The 21569-nt window shown below is 44.3% G+C and carries 20 protein-coding genes and 1 tRNA gene; 12 read left to right on the forward strand and 9 right to left on the reverse strand.

Translation table 11 applies throughout. The features are described 5' to 3' along the window. Nucleotide 1: 1 nt before the first annotated feature. The 3 genes from E3D00_RS06890 to panB are packed head-to-tail and all read right to left on the reverse strand — an operon-like array spanning nucleotide 2 to nucleotide 2910. Nucleotides 2-1255 carry a cation:proton antiporter gene (locus E3D00_RS06890; protein WP_141461147.1) on the reverse strand — a complete coding sequence of 418 codons (1254 nt, stop codon included), beginning with the start codon at nucleotides 1253-1255 and terminating at the stop codon, nucleotides 2-4. Nucleotides 1256-1258: 3 nt separating this feature from the next. Beyond that, nucleotides 1259-2086, reverse strand: a complete 828-nt coding sequence (gene panC, locus E3D00_RS06895; protein ID WP_141461149.1) for a pantoate--beta-alanine ligase — start codon at nucleotides 2084-2086, stop codon at nucleotides 1259-1261. After that, a complete protein-coding gene (gene panB / locus E3D00_RS06900; RefSeq protein WP_141461152.1) occupies nucleotides 2083-2910 on the reverse strand; it encodes a 3-methyl-2-oxobutanoate hydroxymethyltransferase in 828 nt (275 codons plus the stop codon). The genes panC and panB overlap by 4 nt, the downstream gene beginning before the upstream one ends. A gap of 98 nt (nucleotides 2911-3008) precedes the next feature. Here panB and E3D00_RS06905 point away from each other — a divergent pair, with 98 nt between their 5' ends. The 7 genes from E3D00_RS06905 (at nucleotide 3009) to hflX (ending at nucleotide 10537) form a co-directional block, all read left to right on the forward strand. Then, nucleotides 3009-3290 (forward strand): hypothetical protein, encoded by a 282-nt coding sequence (locus E3D00_RS06905; RefSeq protein ID WP_246091388.1) that lies wholly within the window; start codon nucleotides 3009-3011, stop codon nucleotides 3288-3290. Nucleotides 3291-3333: 43 nt separating this feature from the next. Further along, a complete protein-coding gene (gene dusB, locus E3D00_RS06910) occupies nucleotides 3334-4425 on the forward strand; it encodes a tRNA dihydrouridine synthase DusB (RefSeq protein WP_141461154.1) in 1092 nt (363 codons plus the stop codon). A 24-nt stretch (nucleotides 4426-4449) separates the two neighbouring features. Continuing rightward, nucleotides 4450-5178 carry a helix-turn-helix domain-containing protein gene (locus E3D00_RS06915; RefSeq protein ID WP_141461156.1) on the forward strand — a complete coding sequence of 243 codons (729 nt, stop codon included), beginning with the start codon at nucleotides 4450-4452 and terminating at the stop codon, nucleotides 5176-5178. 11 nt (nucleotides 5179-5189) lie between these two features. Then, the gene (locus tag E3D00_RS06920; RefSeq protein WP_141461158.1) at nucleotides 5190-7538 is read left to right on the forward strand and encodes a sensor histidine kinase NtrY-like; all 2349 of its coding nucleotides are present in this window, start codon (nucleotides 5190-5192) and stop codon (nucleotides 7536-7538) included. Further along, a complete protein-coding gene (gene ntrX / locus E3D00_RS06925) occupies nucleotides 7539-8936 on the forward strand; it encodes a nitrogen assimilation response regulator NtrX (RefSeq protein ID WP_141461160.1) in 1398 nt (465 codons plus the stop codon). A 75-nt stretch (nucleotides 8937-9011) separates the two neighbouring features. Next, nucleotides 9012-9233 (forward strand): RNA chaperone Hfq, encoded by a 222-nt coding sequence (gene hfq / locus E3D00_RS06930; protein WP_141462415.1) that lies wholly within the window; start codon nucleotides 9012-9014, stop codon nucleotides 9231-9233. Next, nucleotides 9230-10537 carry a GTPase HflX gene (gene hflX / locus E3D00_RS06935; RefSeq protein ID WP_141461162.1) on the forward strand — a complete coding sequence of 436 codons (1308 nt, stop codon included), beginning with the start codon at nucleotides 9230-9232 and terminating at the stop codon, nucleotides 10535-10537. Before hfq ends, hflX begins: the two co-directional genes overlap by 4 nt. On the opposite strand, the gene E3D00_RS06940 is transcribed toward hflX, so the two are convergent. Together E3D00_RS06940 and E3D00_RS06945 are read right to left on the reverse strand one after the other, a co-directional pair. Beyond that, nucleotides 10510-11673: an OpgC family protein gene (locus E3D00_RS06940; RefSeq protein ID WP_141461165.1), complete on the reverse strand. Its 1164-nt coding sequence runs from the start codon at nucleotides 11671-11673 to the stop codon at nucleotides 10510-10512. The genes hflX and E3D00_RS06940 overlap by 28 nt on opposite strands. A 133-nt stretch (nucleotides 11674-11806) precedes the next feature. Next, the gene (locus E3D00_RS06945; protein ID WP_246091389.1) at nucleotides 11807-13138 is read right to left on the reverse strand and encodes an autotransporter strand-loop-strand O-heptosyltransferase; all 1332 of its coding nucleotides are present in this window, start codon (nucleotides 13136-13138) and stop codon (nucleotides 11807-11809) included. 135 nt (nucleotides 13139-13273) lie between these two features. Here E3D00_RS06945 and E3D00_RS06950 point away from each other — a divergent pair, with 135 nt between their 5' ends. Beyond that, entirely contained in the window at nucleotides 13274-14476 is a 1203-nt protein-coding gene (locus E3D00_RS06950) for a hypothetical protein (protein ID WP_141461167.1), read from the forward strand. Nucleotides 14477-14516: 40 nt separating this feature from the next. Here the strand turns inward: E3D00_RS06950 and E3D00_RS06955 are convergent, their stop codons facing one another. Further along, the gene (locus E3D00_RS06955; protein ID WP_141461169.1) at nucleotides 14517-15971 is read right to left on the reverse strand and encodes a SulP family inorganic anion transporter; all 1455 of its coding nucleotides are present in this window, start codon (nucleotides 15969-15971) and stop codon (nucleotides 14517-14519) included. 176 nt (nucleotides 15972-16147) lie between these two features. Between E3D00_RS06955 and E3D00_RS06960 the strand changes: the two genes are divergently transcribed. Next, nucleotides 16148-16223, forward strand: a tRNA-His gene (locus E3D00_RS06960). A gap of 72 nt (nucleotides 16224-16295) precedes the next feature. Here the strand turns inward: E3D00_RS06960 and E3D00_RS06965 are convergent. Genes E3D00_RS06965 through E3D00_RS06975 form a run of 3 tightly spaced genes read right to left on the reverse strand, consistent with a single transcriptional unit; the run spans nucleotide 16296 to nucleotide 18985 of the window. After that, entirely contained in the window at nucleotides 16296-16625 is a 330-nt protein-coding gene (locus tag E3D00_RS06965) for a DMT family transporter (RefSeq protein WP_141461171.1), read from the reverse strand. Nucleotides 16626-16643: 18 nt separating this feature from the next. Further along, a complete protein-coding gene (locus E3D00_RS06970; protein ID WP_141462417.1) occupies nucleotides 16644-17519 on the reverse strand; it encodes an NAD(P)H-binding protein in 876 nt (291 codons plus the stop codon). A gap of 17 nt (nucleotides 17520-17536) precedes the next feature. Further along, a complete protein-coding gene (locus E3D00_RS06975; RefSeq protein ID WP_141461173.1) occupies nucleotides 17537-18985 on the reverse strand; it encodes a hypothetical protein in 1449 nt (482 codons plus the stop codon). 304 nt (nucleotides 18986-19289) lie between these two features. Here E3D00_RS06975 and rplM point away from each other — a divergent pair, with 304 nt between their 5' ends. The 3 genes from rplM (at nucleotide 19290) to E3D00_RS06990 (ending at nucleotide 21513) form a co-directional block, all read left to right on the forward strand. Then, nucleotides 19290-19763 carry a 50S ribosomal protein L13 gene (rplM, locus tag E3D00_RS06980; protein WP_141461175.1) on the forward strand — a complete coding sequence of 158 codons (474 nt, stop codon included), beginning with the start codon at nucleotides 19290-19292 and terminating at the stop codon, nucleotides 19761-19763. A 9-nt stretch (nucleotides 19764-19772) separates the two neighbouring features. Next, nucleotides 19773-20264: a 30S ribosomal protein S9 gene (rpsI, locus tag E3D00_RS06985; RefSeq protein WP_141461177.1), complete on the forward strand. Its 492-nt coding sequence runs from the start codon at nucleotides 19773-19775 to the stop codon at nucleotides 20262-20264. 172 nt (nucleotides 20265-20436) lie between these two features. Beyond that, nucleotides 20437-21513 carry a branched-chain amino acid aminotransferase gene (locus E3D00_RS06990; RefSeq protein WP_141461179.1) on the forward strand — a complete coding sequence of 359 codons (1077 nt, stop codon included), beginning with the start codon at nucleotides 20437-20439 and terminating at the stop codon, nucleotides 21511-21513. Nucleotides 21514-21569: the final 56 nt, after the last annotated feature.

The following is a 21569-nucleotide window of genomic DNA, read 5'->3' on the forward strand; positions in this document are numbered from 1 at the left end:
ACTATGTCTTGTTTTTAGGGTATAGTTTACGGGCTACTCGTTCCATAGTTAGTCCTTGGACGAGTATTGTGAAGATGACTACTCCATAACAAATAGGGAGCAGAAAGTCTCGTAAAGGGCCGGGAGGAAGGCCAAGAGCTAATGCAATGGAAATTCCTCCGCGCAGTCCTCCCCATGTTAAAATAATAAACATGCGTCCGCGATCCCAATTCCTGAGGTAAGTCGGTAAAGTCGAGAGGAAAACGCTTAAACTGCGGCTTATAAGAGAGAGTGGAATTACAATAAGTGCTGTTAGAATAGAAAAGATGGTTGGCGTTATTTCCAATATCTCAAAGCCAATTAGTAAAAAGAGAAAGATGTTTAAAATTTCTTCTAACAGAGACCATGCCGTATCGAGTGTATGACGTGACTGATCATTAATAACTTTATGCGCATAACGTGTCCCAAGGCTCATCCCAGCGATAACGACAGCGATCGCTCCAGACATTTCAAAGTGGTTCGCAATACTAAATGTGGCAGTTGCGAGAGCAAGTGAGATGAGAAGCTGAGTATGCGTGTCTTGTGTTAAGCGTAAAATTTGAAGAGCAATCCATCCTATTATGGCACCTAAAATTCCTCCCCCGATTGCTTCTTGGCAAAAACTCAAAGCAAGATGTGAAAGTGTAATATTCTGACTTTCTCCGGTTGCTAAGCCTAAAGTAACTCCAAAGATAACGACACCTACACCGTCGTTGAAGAGGCTCTCTCCAGCAAAGATAGCTTGTAATGGAGCGGGTAACCCCAAACGTTTTAACATCCCAACAACAGAGACGGGGTCTGTTGGCGCTAATATCGCCCCTAATACAATACACCAGCTGAGTGGAATGGGATGATGTAAGAGAGCGAAGGCTCCGTATGTCACGTAAGCTAATAAAGCAACAGCGAGTATAGTTCCCAAAAGGGAGAGGGCTGCAATGGAAGCTAGTTTTTCTTTTAAATATTTTAGATCAACCTGCATTCCTCCAGCAAAAAGTAAAAAAGATAAAGCGCCGTTTAATAAGCTTTTTGGTAAATTAATGGCTCCTAAAACAGAGCGAGGAATAAGCTGTAAATCATAGGCAGGGATAAAAGGATTAAGAACAAGAATAAATAGGGATGTCAGCAGAGAAAAAAGAAGTATACCGATGGTCATCGGTAATCGTAAAGTACGATCATTAATGATGGCAAAAAGCGATGATAAAACAAGAAGAAGTGCAATAAGGTCGATCGTATCCATCGGTTATAATTTCATATTATCAAGTAAACGAATATTATTGTTTTGTGCAACGACAAGGATTAGATCGCCTTCCTCAGCAGTTTCTTTTAATTCAAAGCTAAAAGGGTGAACAATATAAACATACTCTACTGTATTTACCCCATTTGCTTCGATGATTTTCGTGATTTCATGTTGAAGGGTGGAGGAGTTCTGCATTCCTGAGAGGAAAAGTTCTTTTCCATGGAGCAGGCCACGGTAAATCGCCGTTGCTGCCTGTTGCTGTGAAGTGGACAGGTAGCTGTTTCGGCTTGAGAGTGCGAGACCGTTCTGATTACGGATAATATCTCCAATAATAATCTTAACTGGAATATTTAAATCACGAACAAGCTGCTGGATTACCGCGCATTGTTGGGCATCTTTTTGCCCGAAATAGGCTCTGTCAGGCTGTATAATGTTAAAGAGTTTGGCTACGACCGTTGCAACGCCATCGAAATGTCCAGGGCGTGACGCTCCTTCGATGCGATGGGCGAGAGGGCCAACATCAATGCGTGTTGAAAACCCGTCAGGGTAAATCTCATCTGCGCTGGGCGTAAATAAAATATCGACCCCCTCTTCTTGGAGAAGGGCACTATCACGCTCAAGAGCACGAGGATATTTATCGAGATCTTCATGTGCTGAAAATTGCGTTGGGTTAACAAATATACTGACGATAACAACATCATTCTGGCGTTTCGCCTCACGCACAAGGCTTATATGGCCTTCATGTAGAAACCCCATTGTTGGCACAAAGCCAACACGCTTCAAAGAAGCGCGGGCGTTGCGCAGGTCAGTAATGGTGGAGCATATTTTCATGAATTTAACAGCTTCTGCACGTTTTCAGCGGGCATGGAGGCGCTTTGTGCATCTGTTGGGAATTGTCCGGCTTCTACTTCAGAAACATATTGATGAATGGCTTTTACCATTTCTGCACCAATCTCTGTAAAACGACGTGCATGGCGCGGTGTTTTGCTATCAAATATGCCCAGAAGATCATGCCATACTTGGACTTGACCGTCACATCCTGCTCCTGCGCCAATTCCGATTGTAGGAATGGTTAGTTTTTCTGATACTATTTTTGCGAGTTGGGCGGGCACAAGTTCAAGAACAACCCCGAATGCTCCGGCTTTTTCAAGAGCAAGGGCATCTTTAATCAGTTGCTTGGCATCTTCAATTTCCTTGGCTTGAACACGAACGCCTTGCTGAAGCTGTGATTGTGGTGTGAAACCTAAATGCCCCATAACAGGGACACCTAAAGCTGTTAGTTTTTTAACGGTCGGAACAATCTGCTCTCCCCCTTCGAGCTTAAGAGCAAGGGCTCCTCCTTCCTGCATGAGGCGTTTTGCTGCAACGAGGGCGGTTTGTTCATCTCCATAGGTTAAGAAAGGAAGATCTGCCACAACAAGAGAGGTTTTGCTGCCTCGCATGACCATTTGTGTGTGACGGATCATATCTTCTAATGTGACGGGGATTGTTGTGTCATAACCTTGGACGACCATTCCCATAGAGTCTCCGACGAGGAGCATAGGAACGCCTGCTCTTTCAGCAATGAGCGCTGAAGGGTAGTCATACGCGGTCAGCATGGCGATGCGATGGCCTGTTTTTTTCATTTTCTGGATATCGAAAATTGTTTTACGCATGGCCACGACCTATTTTTAGAAAAGAAATATGTTTAATCTTGGCTTAAATTCTTTCAAAATTCAAATCGGCTGTTTTTTCATAGATTTAGGAGAGATGATTGGCGTTCGAATTCAAACGCGATAAGGGCAAGCCTAGCATAGATTCATGGGACGAGCCTTATTTAGAGACATGTTGCCGATCGACACTTCATCGTGTGTTGTTATGCAGCGATGCAGGGCGGCCGATGAGCCTCAAAGACCAGCCGTGCTTGGAGCGTCTGCACGAAATGGGCCTTCTGACTTTACGTGAGGATCGTAGATTTATCATCACCCAGAACGGGCTAAAGCGGCATGAGAAAGAAATAGGCTCTGTTCATCAGGTTTTGCATTTAAAAAAATAAAGGATTGTTTGCTCTTATATCAGGAGAGCGGTAAGTTATAAGCATGACAGCTTCTTCCTCTTTTAATCCTCCTAATCGTGTCTTGAAGCCAATTGATCTTGGCCAAGGGATTGTTATTGATGATCCCGTTATTCTTGCGCCTATGTCGGGTGTAACGGATTTGCCGTTTCGGCAGTTGGCGCGAGATTTAGGTGCAGGGCTTGTCGTGTCAGAGATGATCGCATCTTGGGCGATGATTCGTGAGAATGAAAATACGATGCGCATGGCCCGTATGGCAGAGCGCGGGCCAAATGCCGTTCAGCTTGCGGGGTGTGATCCAGATGCAATGGCTCAAGCTGCAAAAATTGCTGTTGATGGAGGAGCCAATCTTGTTGATATCAACTTTGGCTGCCCAGTAAAAAAGGTTGCTGTTGGGCAAATGGCTGGTTCCGCCCTAATGCGTGATGAGCAGCAGGCTGGGCGGTTGTTGGAAGCAACCGTGAAAGCGGTGAATGTTCCCGTCACATTGAAAATGCGTATGGGGTGGGACCACAATTCACTCAACGCTCCAAGATTGGCTAAAATTGCAGAAGAAAGCGGAGTAAAGCTGGTCACGGTTCATGGCCGAACCCGTCAGATGTTTTATAATGGCAAAGCGGATTGGGAGTTTGTTAAGACGGTAAAAGACGCTGTTGCTTTGCCAGTCATTGTGAACGGAGATATTAACACCATCCGTGATGCCCGTATGGCTCTTTATCAGTCGGGCGCTGATGGGGTGATGATTGGACGTGGGTGCTATGGCCGACCTTGGTTTACAGCTCAGGTCGCAGGGTCCCTCAAAACTGGGCAAGACATTCCCGATCCAGATTTGGCAACGGAGAAGGAAATCGTTTTACGGCATTATCGTATGATGTTGGATCATTTCGGAGAGCGACCTGGGCTACGTTTAGCCCGTAAGCATGTGTCTTGGTATTCAGCCGGATTGCCGGGGTCTGCTCAATTCCGCTCCACGATTAATCGGATTGATAATGCGCCAGAGGCGATCACTCTTCTTACAGATTTTTATGATCGTCATCTTGAAGCTGGTGTTATGCGCGATCGGGAGGTTGGGCCTGCGGCGAGTATGGGGCGCAACAACTCTCAAGAAGCTGCATAAGCTCAATGATCTTGATGGTGTGTTTTGAATAAGATTGCATTGCGGTTAAAAGAGGTCGTTCCTGGGCAAGAGCTAAGGCATGCTTTCCTTTGCGGAACATCTTACGATGTAAGGCATGAATTTGCTCGATTATTACACACGCATGGGATGCACTCAGAAGGGCCATTTATCGTTGCTTCCTTAATGTCCTTACCCAGTGTTCTACGAGATAAATCGTTATTTGGAGCTGAGCAATCAGGTTGGATTGAACAGGCCAGAGGCGGTACATTACTATTGGATGAATTAGATGGCCTTTCACTTGCTTCACAGCATCGGTTTGTTGACGCAATTATTGGCTTGGGAGCAGAGTTGCGAGTGATTGTTGGGAGCCGTTATGAGTGGGATCTGCTCATGACAAGCGGTGCATTGCATGATGAGCTCAAGAAATGGATGCTGCAATTCTCTCCCCATCAAATTTTTAGTGCAGGAAAAATTAAAGAACTTTACCCGGACGCTCGTAGGCATGAGCGAACAACGTCAAAGTCTTTGAGTGTTGCTTTAAGGGAGTATGTTGAAAGGATTTTGGAAACAGAAAGTGAAGATTTGCATACGCATTTTATCGAGAAAGTAGAGAGACCTCTTATAACAGCCGTTTTAAAATACACATCAGGCAATCAGTTAAAAGCGTCGAGTATTCTAGGGTTAAATCGTAACACGTTAAGAAAAAAAATTCAGAGTTTGGGAATACAGATATCAAAGGGAAGCAACGAGTGAGGAGAGGCGTCATGCGGCATGCTTGGGAGCGTTTGTGTAGTACGCGTAGTGCCGTTGTGTTGACCGTAATGGCGTTAATTCTAGCTTTTGCTACTTTCGTTGTCTTGGCTGGGGGGATGTCGATTGCATATCGTCCCCAAGTTCAGGTTATTATTTTCTTCCTTGATTCACTTATGGTGATGTTAATTTCGGCAGTCACGGTCGGTCAGATTGGGAAAATGTTAGATGAGCGGCGGCTAGGTTTCGCTGGTGCTCGACTGCATGTCCGATTGATTACTCTCTTTGGGGTCGTGGCTGTTCTTCCAACAATTGTCGTTGGTGCTGTTGCCGCGTTGTTTTTCCATTATGGGGTTGAGATCTGGTTTTCTAACCGTGTGAAGACGGCTTTAAATGAAGCGCGCTCGGTTGCGGCTGGGTATTTGCAAGAACATAATGATAATATTCGTACAGAAGCGTTTGCTTTGGCCAATACGCTTATTTCAATTCAGAATGACGAACTTTTCACGCATGGGACAGATTTGTTTCATAATCCGGCCCGCCTGCAAGAACTATTAGGGGATGAAGTTTATGAGCGTGGTTTAACGGAAGCTGAAGTATTTGACCCTCTGACGAATAAAGTTTTGGCAGTAGGGGGGCTTTTGGGATCAGCGGATATGAATTCTCATCCACCGCTCCCCCCTAAATCAGTCGTGGAAATGGCACGAGCCGGAGATGTAGCTATTCTGGATCGTCCTGACCAACGTATGATCAGGGCAATTATTTCCTTAAGTGGTAATTCAGGGCTGATGTTAATTATTTCCCGTCCTGTAGATCCTGATATCGTAGAGCACATGCGTCGAACAGATAAGCTCGTGCAGGATTATCAATACATGATTGATAATCGTGGAAAAACTCAGGTAACGGTTGTTGTTATTTTTGGCCTGATGGGGCTTCTCGTTCTTGCTGTTGGAATGTTGACAGGGCTTTCGTTAGCGAACCGGATTGCTAACCCTCTTGGACTGCTTATTTTAGCTGTAACGCGAATTTCGCAAGGGGATTTGGGGGTGCGTGTGCCAGTCCCTGCTGTGGCAAATAATAAAGATGATGAAGTAACGGGTTTATCACGTGCGTTTAATCAAATGACGGATCAGCTGGAGAGCCAGCGTTTTGAACTGATGCGCGTGTATGATGATATTAATGAACGCCGGCGGTTTACAGAAACGGTGCTATCGGGTGTCTCTGCTGGCGTTATTGGATTGGATCGGCAACAGATTATTGAATTGCCTAACCGTGCGGCATCAAGCGTCTTGCAGCGTGACCTTCAGCCTGCAATCGGATTGAAACTGGCAGAAAGAGTGCCAGAGTTTTCTGATTTGTTAGAGAAAGCCAATCAGTCCCCTGACCGGATTCATACTCAAGAAGTTCAGGTGGATATTCATGGCGCTGAAAAGCCGGGAGGGCCGGGAGAAGGGGGAGGAGCAGGTGCTGGGCGAACATTGCTCGTTCGTATTGTTGCAGAGTTTCGAGAGGCTGAGGTGCAAGGGTATGTCGTTACCTTTGATGATATAACGGACTTGCAATCGGCTCAGAGGAAAGCAGCTTGGGCGGATGTCGCGCGAAGAATTGCTCATGAAATTAAAAACCCATTAACTCCCATTCAGCTTGCTGCTGAAAGATTAAAAAGACGTTTTTTAAAAGAAATCACCAGTGATCCAGAAATTTATGTACAACTGGTGGATACAATTGTGCGCCAGGTTGGGGATATAGGGCGTATGGTTGATGAGTTTTCAGCTTTTGCGCGGATGCCTCAACCTATCATACAGGCGGAAGATTTTTCTCGTATTTGCCGAGAGGCTCTTATCCTGCAAAGAAATGCACATCCTAATATTTTATATGAGACATTAAACTTTCCCGTGTCCGGGCCTTTGGTCAAATGTGATAGAAGATTAATCGGTCAGGCATTAACGAATTTGTTGCAGAATGCGGCAGATGCCATCCTGATGGTAGAACAAGGAAAACAAGATGAATGTTTTTCTGGGCAAGAGCTGCAACCTATTGGACATATTGTAATGAATATGTACCTTAAAGAAGGACAGGCCGTTTTAGAGATCGATGATGACGGGGTTGGTTTGCCGACAGGTGAACGACATCGTTTGACGGAACCGTATGTAACGCATAAAGCAAAGGGAACGGGTCTTGGTCTTGCGATCGTTAAAAAGATTATGGAAGACCATGGGGGAATATTATTGTTATCAGATCGAGAATCACAATCGACAAACATAAGGCGGGGGACGCGCGTTACATTGTCTCTCCCGTTAAATGATACCATGATCGAAGGTGAGCATCAGGATAGCGTAAAAGAGGAAGAGGGCCGGGCATAGATGGAGCACGAAATCCTGATCGTTGATGACGAACCAGATATTCGGTTTCTTATTGAAGGTATCCTGAATGATGAGGGATATGTAACACGTTCGGCGGCTAATTCCGATCAGGCATTGGAGTTGTTTCGTAAACATCGTCCATCCTTAGTTATTCTTGATATTTGGCTTCAGGGATCACGGCATGATGGTATTGAGTTGCTCAAATTCATTAAAGCAGAAGAGCCTGAACTCCCGGTCTTGATGATTTCCGGGCATGGAACAATAGAGACAGCTGTTTCAAGTTTGAAACATGGGGCCTATGATTTCATAGAAAAACCATTCCAATCAGATCGATTGCTGGTTGTGGTACAAAGAGCATTAGAAGCTGCCCGTCTTAAGCGAGAGAATGCAGAGCTACGGCTAAAAGCTGGTCCTGAAAGTGATTTATTTGGTGATGGTCCGACGATCTCCGTTATTCGTGGTCAAATTGAACGTGTCGCCCCAACGAATTCGCGTGTTTTGATTACTGGTCCTGCAGGGGCAGGGAAGGAAGTTGCTGCGCGTATGCTTCATGCGCGTTCACGTCGTGCAGAGGCTCCCTTTATTGCATTAAATTGTGCCACTTTAGCGCCGAGCCGTTTTGAAGAAGCACTTTTTGGAATTGAAGGGGAGAATGGTCAGCCGACGCGCCGAGGGGTGTTGGAGCGCGCCCATAAAGGAACGTTGCTGCTTGATGAAGTGGCGGATATGCCTTTGGAGACACAAGGTAAAATTGTTCGTGCTTTGCAAGATCAGAGCTTTGAACGTGTTGGAGGAAATACGCGTATAAAAGTTGATATACGTGTTATAGCGACAACGAACCGTGATTTGCAGACAGAGATTGCTGAGCGGCGTTTCCGAGAGGATCTTTATTATCGTTTGGCTGTCGTTCCGTTGAAAATGCCTTCTCTAAGAGAGCGTCGAGAAGATATTCCGAGCCTTGCTCATCATTTTCTTTCGCGTAGTGCTCAAACTTCAGGGCTTCCTATGCGTGAATTATCGGTTGATGCATTGGCCGCACTGCAAGCTTATGACTGGCCTGGTAATTTGAGAGAGTTGAAGAATCTGATGGAGAGGCTTCTGATTATGATGCCAGGGAGTGGGGAGCCTATTCGGGCAGATATGCTCCCTGCGGATATGGGACAGCAGGCACCATCTATGACACGCTTGAACTCAGGGGCAGATGTAATGAGCCTGCCATTGAGAGAAGCACGAGATCAGTTCGAGACGCAGTATCTGCAGGTGCAATTAATGCGATTTGGTGGCAATATTAGCCGGACTGCCAATTTTGTGTGTATGGAACGCAGTGCCTTACACCGTAAATTAAAGCAGCTTGGGGTGACAATGAATGAGGATCGTGCGGCGTCGCCTGAGAATTGATATGGATAAAGAAATTTTATGATGAATGAGATAAGATAAGTGAATTCAGAACTCTCTTCGTATGTGGATAAACCAATGGCGATTCAAGAAGCCTTTCTTCAGCATCTTTATGAACAGGAAATGTCAGTAACTGTGTTTCTTGTGAACGGTGTAAAACTACAAGGTGTTGTGGCACAGTTTGATCAGCATACGCTGCTTTTACGAAGAGATGGCCATGTTCAGCTTGTTTATAAGCATGCTGTAAGTACGATTATGCCTGCGGGAATGTTGCCGCGTTTATTGGATAGTGCGTCGTGAGTGGATTTGAGACGAAGAAAGCTGCCACGCGGGCGGCAGTTATTCTTCCTTGGGAGAAAACAGGCCCTCAAGAAGATGTAAGAGCGGCAGATGCTCGTTTGGAAGAAGCTGTTGGGTTGACGGCCTCTATTGGGCTTGTTGTTGTGCGTCAGGCAACACTTTTACTGCGAGCAAGACGCCCTGCTACGCTTTTGGGAAGTGGTCAGGTTGAACAGTTAGCAGAAGCGGTTGAAGAAGATAAAGTTGATGTGGTGATTATCGATGCCAGACTTTCGCCGGGTCAGCAGCGTAATCTTGAGAAGGCTTTAAACTGTAAGGTTTTAGATCGAACCGGGCTTATTTTGGATATTTTTGGAGCACGTGCCGCCACACGAGAAGGTGTGCTTCAGGTTGAATTGGCACATTTAGAATATCAGCGTTCTCGCCTTGTGAGGTTATGGACCCATTTGGAGCGTCAAAGAGGCGGGTTCGGGTTTTTGGGTGGTCCGGGTGAAACCCAGATGGAAGCGGACCGTCGGATGTTGGCCGAACGTATCGGGAAGATCAAAAAAGAACTTGAGCAAGTTCGACGGACACGCGGTTTGCACCGTGATGCGCGCAAACGTGTTCCTTTTCCCATTGTCGCATTGGTGGGGTATACGAATGCGGGGAAATCAACACTGTTTAATGCTCTGACAGGTGCCTCCGTGCATGCGCAGGATCAGTTGTTTGCAACGTTGGATCCTACCATGCGGGGTGTTCGCTTGCCTTCCGGGCGTAATATTATCCTTTCTGACACGGTTGGCTTTATTAGTGAGTTGCCTACAGAATTAATCGCTGCTTTTAGAGCGACGTTGGAGGAAGTTTCCCAAGCCGATGTAATTTTGCATGTGCGTGATATTGTGCATCCTGATAGCGCAGCGCAACGGGCTGATGTGCTGAATGTATTAGATGGTATGGTGCGTGATGGCATGCTGGATGCGCAGTGGCCCGAGAGAACGATTGAAGTTTTAAATAAAGCAGATTTATTAGGGGGCATAGAAGCTGTTCCAAAGCGTGAAAATGCGATCGCAATATCTGCCATTACAGGGGAAGGTATCCCTGACCTGTTTGAAGCACTGGATCAGTTTTTAACGCGCACTATGTTGACTATGACAGCCCGCTTGTCATTGACGGATGGGGCTGCTTTGGCGTGGTTATATGAGCATGGTGAAGTGATAGAACGCCTGGATCATGAAGATGGGATGGATATTCAGGTCAGGTTATTCGCGGCAGATCGAGAGCGGTTTGAAATACATTATCCAGATCGTTTTATAGATGTGTGAATGGATGTCGCGGTTCGGGCTGCTTTAGCTTTTTGGCGGGCTTTGTCGAGAGGAATCGCTAATGCATACGTAAGAGAAAAGCCGACTATATTGAGGATGATTTGTAAGAAAATACCCGTTCCAAAGGTGGAGAAAACAAGTCGTCCTAGAAGATCCAGAACAGTACCAAAAGAGAATACTTCGAGGGAATTTCGTCCGAGAAGAGCGAATGCTTGACCCAGCTTGGTTGTGGCAAGTTCCTTCATTTTTTGAGATGATTGCACCAAGTAAAAAATAGACATGATGTCCAGTAGTCGCCAAGGGGCGAGGGTGGCTTTTCCTATGCTGGGAGGGACGGGGAAAAGGCGTAAAGCGCCAAGGTGCCAATATTCATATGGGAAACATAGAATGAAGGCGCCAAAGAGATAAGACCAACAAATGAATTTAAGCCATCGATACGAAGGCAGGCTTCCATGGTTTGAGGTTGCCCATACAGCGCCTAAAATTCCTAGAATATAGAGTAACTGCCAGCCGAAAGGGTTGAGATACCAACCATTAGGGTCCAGCCAATTCGGGATGGTGAGGTGAGGATCAATGTTTGCAATTGCCCAGATGATTATGCTTGAGGCTAATAAGAGCCAAACACTCTTTTTGAGAACCATATAAATTAAAGGGAAAAGAGCTAGTAAAACGATATAAAGAGGTAGAATGTTTAAATAGCTGGGGAGCGCATCAAAAGTGAGGATACGCCACACCCAATCATATCCGTGAGCTAATTGGGGTTCTAAAATATATTCTGGGACAGGCTGATAATGGCGCCAGTGTCTTACTGTCCAAATAAAGATAAATGTCAGCCCGGTTTGATAAATATATAGCTTTAAGCATCGGCTGAAAATACGTTGAAAACCAGTGAGCCAACCTTGTCGATCAATAAGACGCCCATAAGCAAGAAAAGACGCATACCCTGCTAGCATAACAAATATCTCAGCAGCGTCTGCAAAACTGAAGTTTCTTATTGTAATGCGATTAGCGAGATCATCAGGGACATGGTCTGCCAGCATCATGAGCAGGGCGAGGCCACGTAAAGCATCGACACGATGATCTCGAAGATGTTTTTTAGGAGGGTTTGAAGTTAAAGATGGGGTCGACGCTTGCATTGGTATGAATAAGTCCAAAGGAAGCAAGAGTAATTACATTGTTTCCTATTTATTAAAATATAAAAAATAATCACGCGTAAAGCACTTCTATTATAACATTTAGTTTATTATTTAATTTTTTATGAAGTTCACCCTATTTTTTTAATAAAGGGCGGAGTGTAGAAATAACATGTTCAGGTGTAATCATGTAGCTGCACTCAAACATACGGTCTGTACCCTTGAAGTAAGGGCAGAAAAGTGGGTCATTTCGATCTAGTAGTTGTGAGGTATCATTAGCACACCCAGTGCAAACATGACGGTTGATTACTCGATACGGCGTAAAGAACTCGTTAAATGGTTCGGTAAAACCACTAATCATTACGACAGGCGTGTTTACAGTCCATGCAAGCCAAGAAAGACCAGAAGATAGACCAATAAAGAAATCCGCGTGTTTAAGCCAACGTGCACGCTCAGTTAGAGGTTTGTCCCCAGTTTCATCAATGACGTCTTTTGGCAACATATTCCAAATATTTTCTTGGCCTTTCCCCTTACTCTGATCAATGCAGACGATGCGGTATCCCTGTTTTTGGAGGAATTGAATAATATTGGGCCAACCATGGGGGTTTAACCAATATTTATATAATCCAGATGCTTGTGTTGCGATACATATGTAAGGCTCTTCTAAAGGGCGGTCATTATTTTCGAGTGTAATGTGAGGTTTACGCTCTATGGGAGGTAATCCTAAAATATAAGGGGCTGTATGGACTAGGCCAGATTGGCGATAGTCATTGGGTTGGTATTTCCGCTCTAAGTCATTCGCGAAAATCATGACTTTGTAATGAGCGTAATAGTCGTTTTCTTTTTGAAGCTCTTTGTTGGTTATAAAGGTAATATGAGGATATTCTTTTTCAAATAAAGGGATAAGAGCCGGAGAAACGCAGCAGTCTATACGGCAGTTATGAATTTTTGAAAAAGCAGAAACATGCTCTATCCATGCGATATGATCTCCTAGTGCGCCCAAATGCATGGAGACTAGGATTTTTTTATTTTCCAAGGAAAAAACATGAGAAAAAATTTCTTCCTGATTTTTCCAAATTGTAAGTTCTAAAGGAAAAAAATATCGCTTCTCAGTTTGGAGGAGCCCAGATGAGAAGAGAGCATCATCAAAAATGACGGTGTTCGTGTGTGTGTCCCGTAAACGAACATGCCAGTGTGCTGGTTCAGGAAGCCATATACGACACCCATCCATAAAGTCGAAACGAATGTCATTGGGGCCTTTTTGGGATAGTTTTTTTTCAATATTTCCAAAAGGATTATTAGGATTATTTCTTAATTGAATAGATGGAAGGTCTTCAAAGGAAGTAGATTTTTCAAAAAAAGCACCAAAATCTTTATCATCATCAAGTAAAGAATTTCCTTCATTAATTAAATCAAGAATTTCTTGTGTATCTTTTTCCGATAGAGATTTTTTTTTAGATATCATCATTTATATTCTTATTGGTGCGTTGGGATCAGGTCTATATTGGAAGGAATTATAGCATATACAACCGGTTAGTTTGCTATATAATAGTAATTATCCAAAAGCATTATATTTTTCATAAGGGAACAGGCAGGAGAAGTCATGACTGTATCAAGTGAGCAGGGTAATCGATTGTCACACGAAGATATAACCAAAAACATTAGTGGTTTATCTTTGTGTTCATCGTTGAGCTATAAAAGAAGAGTCGCTCCTATTTTTATGGGAGTGTTGGGGGTTATGCTCCTTCCATTATCGGCATGTACTCCTTCCATTGGGCCTAAGAATATGCGGCGCGATCGTATTGATTACGATCGGGAGATCAGCCGAGGCCAAAAAGAGGAGATGTTACTTAATATTGTAGCGCTGCGGTACGCTGATCCACCAACGCTGCTGCAAACGACCCAGATTATTGCTGGATATACGTTTTCTAAAAATTTCATGGGGTCGATTATGGGCGACCCGTGGAATGGTATGGGCGGTACCAACATGATTGGTGGTACCGCAGGTGTATCCCTTTCAGATAATCCAACGGTAACGTATCAACCTGTTTCTGGGCCTGCATTTGCGTCGAATTTATTACAACCTATTTCACCTCAGGCTCTTGTACCCGTTTTTGCAAGTAGTGCGCCAATTGACGTGATTATGGAGTTGGCAGTGCAGTCTGTTAACTCTATCCATAATGTGCATGGGATGGAGAACGAGCGCGACATTGTTCAAAAGGATGCAAAGCGTTTTTCTTTCTTGATGAAGGCTTTGCGTAGGCTACAAATTGCGGATGCGATTAATTTTAAAGAAATTCCAGCACAGCCAGCCTTTAAGAATACTCCAGCACAGCCTGAAAAGTTTTATCTTGTGTTTGCGCCGACAGAGAGCGCAGAAATTGCAGCCTTACAAAATCAGGTTAAACAAATTCTCAAATTGTCTCCTAATCTAAAGGAGGCAGAAATAATTTTTGCGAACTATACGACCAAGAAAAATCAGATTGCGATTTTAACGCGTTCAATGATGGCCATCTATGCAAGTATTGCTTATACGATTGAGGTGCCGGAAGAGGCTATTAAAGATGGACAGACGGTCCCAACGATTAATGGGCGTGTAAATAATGAGCCACCTCCAATTATTATTCGTTGTTCGAAAGACAAACCAAGCTTTTCTGATGTGATGGTTCAGTATGAACATCATTGGTATTGGATTTCTAAAAAAGATTATGAAAGTAAAATAGCCTTTACTATTTTGCAGATCTTAAGTGCTCTTGCTCAAAATAGTATGGCATCTGGAGCGATGGTCACGATACCTGCTCGTTAATTATTCATGTGGCTTGGTTTAAGGCCAAGCCACATTGTTTTTATATGTTTAGTAATTTTTCTTGAGATTGATCGTTAATAATTCTGTGTAAATCGTTATTTAGTCCTATCACGTTGACTGTTTTCTTGTGCGACTGAATTTTAGAAATTGTTTTGTCTAGTGTTTGAACGGCAGTTATATCCCAAAATCGTGCATCTGTTAGATCGAGAGTAATGTTCTGGGCATCTGAATGATAGTTGACGGTATTTAATAACGTATCAGCAGAAGCAAAGAATACTTGTCCTGTGAGGGTATAAGTTTCTGTGTTGCCTTGTCGATTATAATGGATATGGAGCAGTTGAGCCGCTTTCCAAGCAAAAAATACGCCTGATAAAAGAACTCCAACAAGGACGCCTGCGGCAAGATCATGGGTTAGAATGACCACAATAACAGTGACAATCATCGTAAAGCTGGAGAGCTTTGGGTGCTGAGTTAGATCTTTGAGGCTACTCCATGAGAAAGTGCTAATGGAAACCATGATCATAATCGCAACAAGTGCTGCCATAGGGACTTGCGCAACCCAACGATGAAGCAAAACCATTAAAATCAATAAGAATGCCCCGGCTGTAAATGTGGAGAGGCGGCCTCGTCCACCATAACGTAAATTACCTACTGTTTGTCCAATCATCCCGCATCCAGCTATCCCTCCGAAAGCACCAACGAGAATGTTGGAAATACCAAGGCCTGTACATTCCATCCGTTGATTGCCGTGAGTGTCTGTCAGATCATCAACGACGGTGGCCGTCATCATAGATTCAAGAAGACCAACCGCAGCCATAGCGACAGCGTAAGGAAAAATGGTGGAAAGGGTACTCCATGTAAGGGGGATATGGGGGAGCGTGAGATGAGGTAAACCAGTTGGGAGCTCACCTAAATCTGCCACTTTATGGACAGGCATAGGATGTAAAATAGTAATACAAGTAAGAACAATGATGCAGATTAGAGGAGAGGGAATAGCATCAGAAATTTTTGGAAGGAGATATATAATAACAAGCCCTAGAGCGATAAGAGCGTATGTCTCAACTCCTACACCGATCATTTGTGGCACTTGAGCGGAGAAAATAAGAATAGCTAGGGCATTCACAAAGCCGGTTCTTACTTCTGCAGGAACAAAACGCATAATGGCTTGTAAACGTAATAAGCCAAAGATGATTTGCAGCCCCCCAGCAAGCAAGGTGGCAAGTAGCATAGCCTGAACCCCATGCGTATGGACGAGGGGCGCTGCAACGAGAGCAACGGAACCTGCTGCTCCAGAAATCATACCTGGGCGGCCACCGAATATCGCAATTGATACTGAGATAACGAACGAAGCAAAAAGAGAAACTGCAGGAGAAACACCGGCAATATAAGAAAAGGCAATGACTTCAGGGATCAGAGCAAATGTTCCGACCATCCCTGCCAAAATTTCACGCACAGGGTTTTCACTCCACTGGCGTTGATAAAGAGAAAAATTCATTGAAACCCTTTGAAAGCTAAGATCAACAGAAGATGCGTTGTATTCAGGCCCAACGCGGCAATGGTGCTCTTCTTATAATCTGTTCTTGAAGAAGAATAAATTTGCTATTTGATCTTTTTTTAAAGAAAGGGCTGGACGCAGTGATATCTTTTCTTTAAAGAAGGCTTCGCTGTGTGGCGGATGTAGCTCAGTCGGTAGAGCGCCGGTTTGTGGTACCGGTTGTCGCGGGTTCGATCCCCGTCATTCGCCCCAGCAAATTCATAAAAATGATAGATTACGAAAGAATATTAAGAATACTCTTTCGCGATATATGGCTTTCTAGTGTTAGTGACTGGATGTTTTGGAAAAAACATTCATAACAATCACACCTGCAATGATAAGCGCCATACCGACCATGGCTGGCATATCGAGTTTTTGCCCTTGGAAGATCCATGCAACGGTAGAGATCAAAACGATTCCAACGCCTGACCAAATGGCGTAAGCGATACCTGTGGGTATTTCTTTGAGAGCGAGAGAGAGAAAGTAAAAAGCGATTATATAGCCTAAAATGACGATAATCGTTGGGATAAGTTTAGTGAACCCGAGGCTTTGTTTAAGTGATGAAGTCGCAATTGTTTCAGATATAATGGCGACAGCAAGATACGCATAATTCATAAGTTTTTCTTCGAAAAATCAGACGGGGGGAAGGTAAGGGCGAGCAAGAAGTTTCTTCAGCCCATATTCTAAAGGTACCGGCTTCACCCCTAACTCATTTTCCATGCGGGTGATATCAAAGTTTTTATCTTCTAGTAAGCGGCGGACTTCTTCAGGGGTAATCTTGGGTAGTTTATTCATGTGTTGAATCAGATGCGCTGCCGCACTGAGCATCCATCCAGGAACAGAAATAATAGGACGGCCGCCCATTTCCGCAAAATAAAGAATCATACGGACAAAAGTGCGGTAAGAAACAGCTTTAGGCCCCGCGATGACGATACTTTCAGGTGTTTTTATTCGGCCTTTAGCAATCAGATCAATCGCAGCAATCATGCTATTGGTGACATCACTCTGATAAATGGGCTGAACAAGTGATTTACCCCCTCCAGGCAATGGAATAATGGGTAAACGCTCAAGTAATGTAGCGAGGCGCTGAACATTATCCTCCCCTTGAGCACCGTAAATCATCGTTGGATGAAGGATAACAGAAGGGCGGCCATCTTGTATTAAAGCCTGCTCCCCCTTGAGGACGCCTCTGCCATGATCATCCATCCAGCGTGTAAATTTGCGTGTGCTTCCTAAGGCGACAACAGGTGCCTGAGTAGCCTTTAGGATATTTGGGATATATTTGGCATGCGCTGTATTTATAACAAGATCAGCATTTTCTAGGGCGATGGGCAGATTCTCTGCATCCGTCAAATCAGCTTGTCGAACAGCTTTGCAGGCATCGGCTAAGTCGGGTGCTAGTTTCCCACAACTGCGAACAACTGCAATGACGTTGAGGTTGCGTTGAATGAGCGCACGGCACAAAGCTGCACCAGAGCGCCCATTGGCCCCAATAACGCAGATATTCATATCAGTGAGTGTTTGTGTCACTGAACGGTAACTTTTAAGCTCTTTTCGATCAAAGCTTCCGTGTCTGAAGAAGATTTGAATAAGTCTGATACGATAATGGGTGTGGCGGTAGAGAGGTTAAAAGAAATTGTACGATTTTGGGGAGATGATAAGAAATCAGGAACAGGGCTCAATGCTGGAACGTCTGAGAGGGATGCAGTGAGTTGTTTGATAATGGCATCACGAACTAAGGCTTGAGCCTTTGGATCTGACGGTAGAGTATTTCCTGATATTCTCGCGAGCATAGGAATTAAACTATTAACCATACGGTCACCGTGAATACTCACGCTGATTTCAGAGAGTTTTATAGCATGAAGCATAGCCTCTAATTTCAAGAATTGATTTTTATCACTGTCATTTGAAGTGTTTTTCAGTTCTTGATTAATCGTTGGCGTCAATAGTTTGATAGAGACCGATGCGTTACTATAATTCGGAATTGTGACGTTATATTGAATATTATAAGAGCCGGTATGGATGTCTTTGGTGGCCGTGGTTTGTATAGATGAATGTGCTCCATCAAGTTGAATGGGGAGTTTTTTATTGGTGAGATGGAAATGAATTCCGGTGTTTGAGCTAACGGTTGAAAGGGTATCAACTCCAGTTTTCGACGCGTTGCTTGTTATTTGATCAATAGCGAACGACATGCGTTCCTCTGAAAAACTTACTTTTTGTAAAGAAAGCGAAGCGGGGTAGATATCGCTCCAATATAACATATTGGGGGTCAAAGCATGTGAAAGTGCGAGCGGTAAATTCGCTTGGCTGAATTTAAGGGTCTGAATGTTAAATTCGGCTAATGTGGTGGGTTTATCTGATTGAACTGGGATGTTCTTGGGTGAAGGAATATCTGCAATGGCTTGAATGTCATTCAATAAGAAAGAAACCGTTTTGTCATTAGCATAATCATCTATGTGTATTTGAGAGATTTTTAATGCTGCACCGATTGAGGATTTATCATCTGCACTTTTTATAGAAAGATGATCGACGTCTCCATGGCCTAGGCTTATTTGCTCAGGTAATTGATTTAAAGGTGTGTGCTTGAGATCGAAATTAAGAGGCGTAATAAGGTGGTTTGCGTGTAAAGAGTTTACATTTAGTAAAGCTTTAGGTGTCTGGAGTGAGCCGCTGGTTATATCAAGAACAGAGAGGCTTAATTTTCCATCGGGTGTCGTGGTGGGGTGGCCTAATAAAACCTGACAAGCGCGGAAGGTTTGAGGCCCTCTTTGTAAGACGACATCTTTTAGCGTGACGCCTCGTGCGAATATAGCAGGCTCAGCCGAACTATACGTTAATGTCGTGCCGGGTGGAAGGGACTCACGAAAACGAGCCAAGCCGTGTTGCACAGATACAGATGCAGCATGGTGGATACCCACGGCGCTGATACCGGCAATAACAGCAATCAAGCTAAATGTAAGCACTGAGCGTTTCACGTTATTCGTCACTTCTTCTTAATTACGTTCATGAAGTGGGGTATAGCCTATATTATAGAGCAAGAGAACATTACTTTTGATGTTAAGAGAGTGTTTGATTGAGGTATTAAAATACCACATCATAAAAAATGGCAGAAAACTCTATCGAATCAGAGTTTGGATGAATTTTCGCTTGACGCTTTTATAAATGATGGTCATAAGGCCGTTACTTAGTTCGTTTGTGCCATGAAGTGCTACGCTTCATGGCGGAAATGTTATCCAAAGACATGATATTGTTTCGTGTTCTAAAGTTGGAATGTTATTAATGAAGACTACACGTTCGCTGAAGCCAGCGGAGGTGACGAAGAATTGGGTGTTGATCGATGCCGAAGGGCTCGTTCTCGGCCGTCTCGCCTCCATTATCGCTAACCGCCTGCGCGGTAAGCATAAGCCACAATTTACACCACATGTTGATTGCGGTGATAATGTTGTTGTGATTAATGCTGACAAAATTGCTCTTACAGGCAATAAATTTGGTCAGAAGCTTTTCCATTACCACACAGGCCATCCTGGTGGAATTAAAGAGCGTACAATTACACAACGCCTCACAGGAAAAAATCCAGGGCATGTTGTTGAGAAGGCTGTTGAGCGTATGATTACGCGTGGTCCTCTGCAACGCGCTCAGATGAAGCACCTTTATGTTTATGCTGGATCTGAACATCCGCATGACGGTCAGAAGCCTGCTAAATTAGATGTAGCTGCTCTGAACCGTAAGAACACAATTTCACACGAGTCGTAAGGCCTGACTATGTCTGAGACCCAAGAGCGTACCGGCACATTGCAGGACCTTGCGAGCGCAGCTCCTGCAATAAACACAAACGTAGCCCCAGTTCACGAACAAAAGCGTGATGCTCAGGGCCGTTCTTATGCAACAGGCCGTCGTAAAGACGCAGTTGCTCGCGTATGGATTAAGCCTGGCAAAGGCGATATTATTGTGAACGGTCGCCCGGTCACAACATACTTTGCTCGTCCAGTGCTTCGTATGATCATTACGCAGCCTTTCCTTTTAACGGATCGTTACAACCAGTTTGACGTGTATTGCACGGTGACAGGTGGCGGACTTTCTGGCCAAGCCGGGGCGGTTCGTCATGGTATTTCACGTGCATTGACACATTATGAACCAGCACTTCGTGGTATCCTGAAGGTTGCAGGCTTCTTGACACGTGATAGCCGTGTTGTTGAGCGTAAAAAGTATGGTCGTGCAAAAGCACGTCGTTCTTTCCAGTTCTCAAAGCGCTAATTTTCAGTTCTTTGTGGGATGCAAAAAAGCTCTGGCCATTTATTGGCCAGAGCTTTTTTTGTTTTTTAAAGTGTTCGTCCGTTCTATTTTTCTACCGGATCATAGCATAAATTACCGTCTTATGGCAGAATGAGATACGTTTTCTATCGCCGCCGTATACGAGAGTGATGACATGCTAACATTTTCTATCGAAAAAACTGATACTCCAACAGATGCAAAAAAGCGTGCAGAGTGGCTAGCGAACCCTGTATTTGGGCGTATATTTACAGATCATATGGCGATTATTCGTTATTCAGAAGGCAAAGGCTGGCATGATGCAAAAATTACAGCGCGTAAACCTTTGAGCATTGATCCTGCGTCTACAGTTTTACATTACGGACAAGAAATTTTTGAAGGAATGAAAGCTTATCGCGGCGCTGATGGACACATAAAGTCGTTTCGTCCGGAGGCAAATGCAGAGCGTTTTGCAGCGTCCGCCCGGCGGATGGGTATGGCTGTTTTACCTGAAGATCTATTTGTGCAAGCCGTGGATGAATTGGTGCGTATAGATCAGGATTGGGTTCCTTCTGGGGAAGGCCAAAGCCTGTATTTACGTCCCTTTATGATTTCGAATGAGGTTTTTTTAGGCGTCAAACCTTCGACAGAATATTTGTTTATTGTAATTGGCTGCCCTGTTGGGGCTTATTTTGGTTCCGGAGCGGTTTCGGTTTGGGTGTCTGAATTTTTCACGCGAGCTGCAATTGGTGGAACCGGAGAGGCCAAATGCGGTGGGAATTATGCGGGTAGTTTGGTCGCGCAAGCGGAAGCAAAAGAAAAGGGCTGCGATCAGGTTCTGTTCTTGGATGCTCGTGAACGGCGGTATGTCGAAGAAATGGGCGGTATGAACATTATGTTCGTTCGCAACGATGGGAAGATTGTAACACCACCTTTAGGAGGTACAATCTTACGAGGGATCACAAGGAATAGCATTATTCGCTTAGCTGCGGATAACGGGATTGAGGTTTTAGAAGAACCTGTTGATATTGAAGAGGTATTTTCTGGCGCAGCCTCAGGAAAATACACAGAAGCTTTTGCGTGTGGTACTGCTGCTGTATTGTCTCCTATAGGGAAATTACGTCGTCCTTCAGGTGAGGCTGTGTTTGGAAATGGTGAGCCCGGACCAATTGCAATAAAACTCAAGAAGATTTTGACAGATGTCCAGAGTGGGCGTGCGCCAGATAAGCATAGTTGGTTGCATGATATTGTTTGATAATAATACAAGGCCTTTCTTAGAGAGGCCTTTTCTTTAAGTATATTAGAAAAACG

The organism is Swingsia samuiensis, assembly GCF_006542355.1.
GTDB classification, from domain to species: Bacteria; Pseudomonadota; Alphaproteobacteria; order Acetobacterales; family Acetobacteraceae; genus Gluconobacter; species Gluconobacter samuiensis.

Coding starts and splice junctions, on each gene's coding strand:
- E3D00_RS06940 (WP_141461165.1), bottom strand. CDS start 11,673: ATGCAAGCGTCGACCCCATCTTTAACTTCAAACCCTCCTAAAAAACAT.
- E3D00_RS06955 (WP_141461169.1), bottom strand. CDS start 15,971: ATGAATTTTTCTCTTTATCAACGCCAGTGGAGTGAAAACCCTGTGCGT.
- ntrX (WP_141461160.1), top strand. CDS start 7,539: ATGGAGCACGAAATCCTGATCGTTGATGACGAACCAGATATTCGGTTT.
- E3D00_RS06945 (WP_246091389.1), bottom strand. CDS start 13,138: ATGATGATATCTAAAAAAAAATCTCTATCGGAAAAAGATACACAAGAA.
- E3D00_RS06965 (WP_141461171.1), bottom strand. CDS start 16,625: ATGAATTATGCGTATCTTGCTGTCGCCATTATATCTGAAACAATTGCG.
- E3D00_RS06970 (WP_141462417.1), bottom strand. CDS start 17,519: ATGAATATCTGCGTTATTGGGGCCAATGGGCGCTCTGGTGCAGCTTTG.
- rplM (WP_141461175.1), top strand. CDS start 19,290: ATGAAGACTACACGTTCGCTGAAGCCAGCGGAGGTGACGAAGAATTGG.
- E3D00_RS06920 (WP_141461158.1), top strand. CDS start 5,190: ATGCGGCATGCTTGGGAGCGTTTGTGTAGTACGCGTAGTGCCGTTGTG.
- E3D00_RS06950 (WP_141461167.1), top strand. CDS start 13,274: ATGACTGTATCAAGTGAGCAGGGTAATCGATTGTCACACGAAGATATA.
- dusB (WP_141461154.1), top strand. CDS start 3,334: ATGACAGCTTCTTCCTCTTTTAATCCTCCTAATCGTGTCTTGAAGCCA.
- E3D00_RS06890 (WP_141461147.1), bottom strand. CDS start 1,255: ATGGATACGATCGACCTTATTGCACTTCTTCTTGTTTTATCATCGCTT.
- hfq (WP_141462415.1), top strand. CDS start 9,012: ATGGCGATTCAAGAAGCCTTTCTTCAGCATCTTTATGAACAGGAAATG.
- rpsI (WP_141461177.1), top strand. CDS start 19,773: ATGTCTGAGACCCAAGAGCGTACCGGCACATTGCAGGACCTTGCGAGC.
- E3D00_RS06990 (WP_141461179.1), top strand. CDS start 20,437: ATGCTAACATTTTCTATCGAAAAAACTGATACTCCAACAGATGCAAAA.
- panC (WP_141461149.1), bottom strand. CDS start 2,086: ATGAAAATATGCTCCACCATTACTGACCTGCGCAACGCCCGCGCTTCT.
- panB (WP_141461152.1), bottom strand. CDS start 2,910: ATGCGTAAAACAATTTTCGATATCCAGAAAATGAAAAAAACAGGCCAT.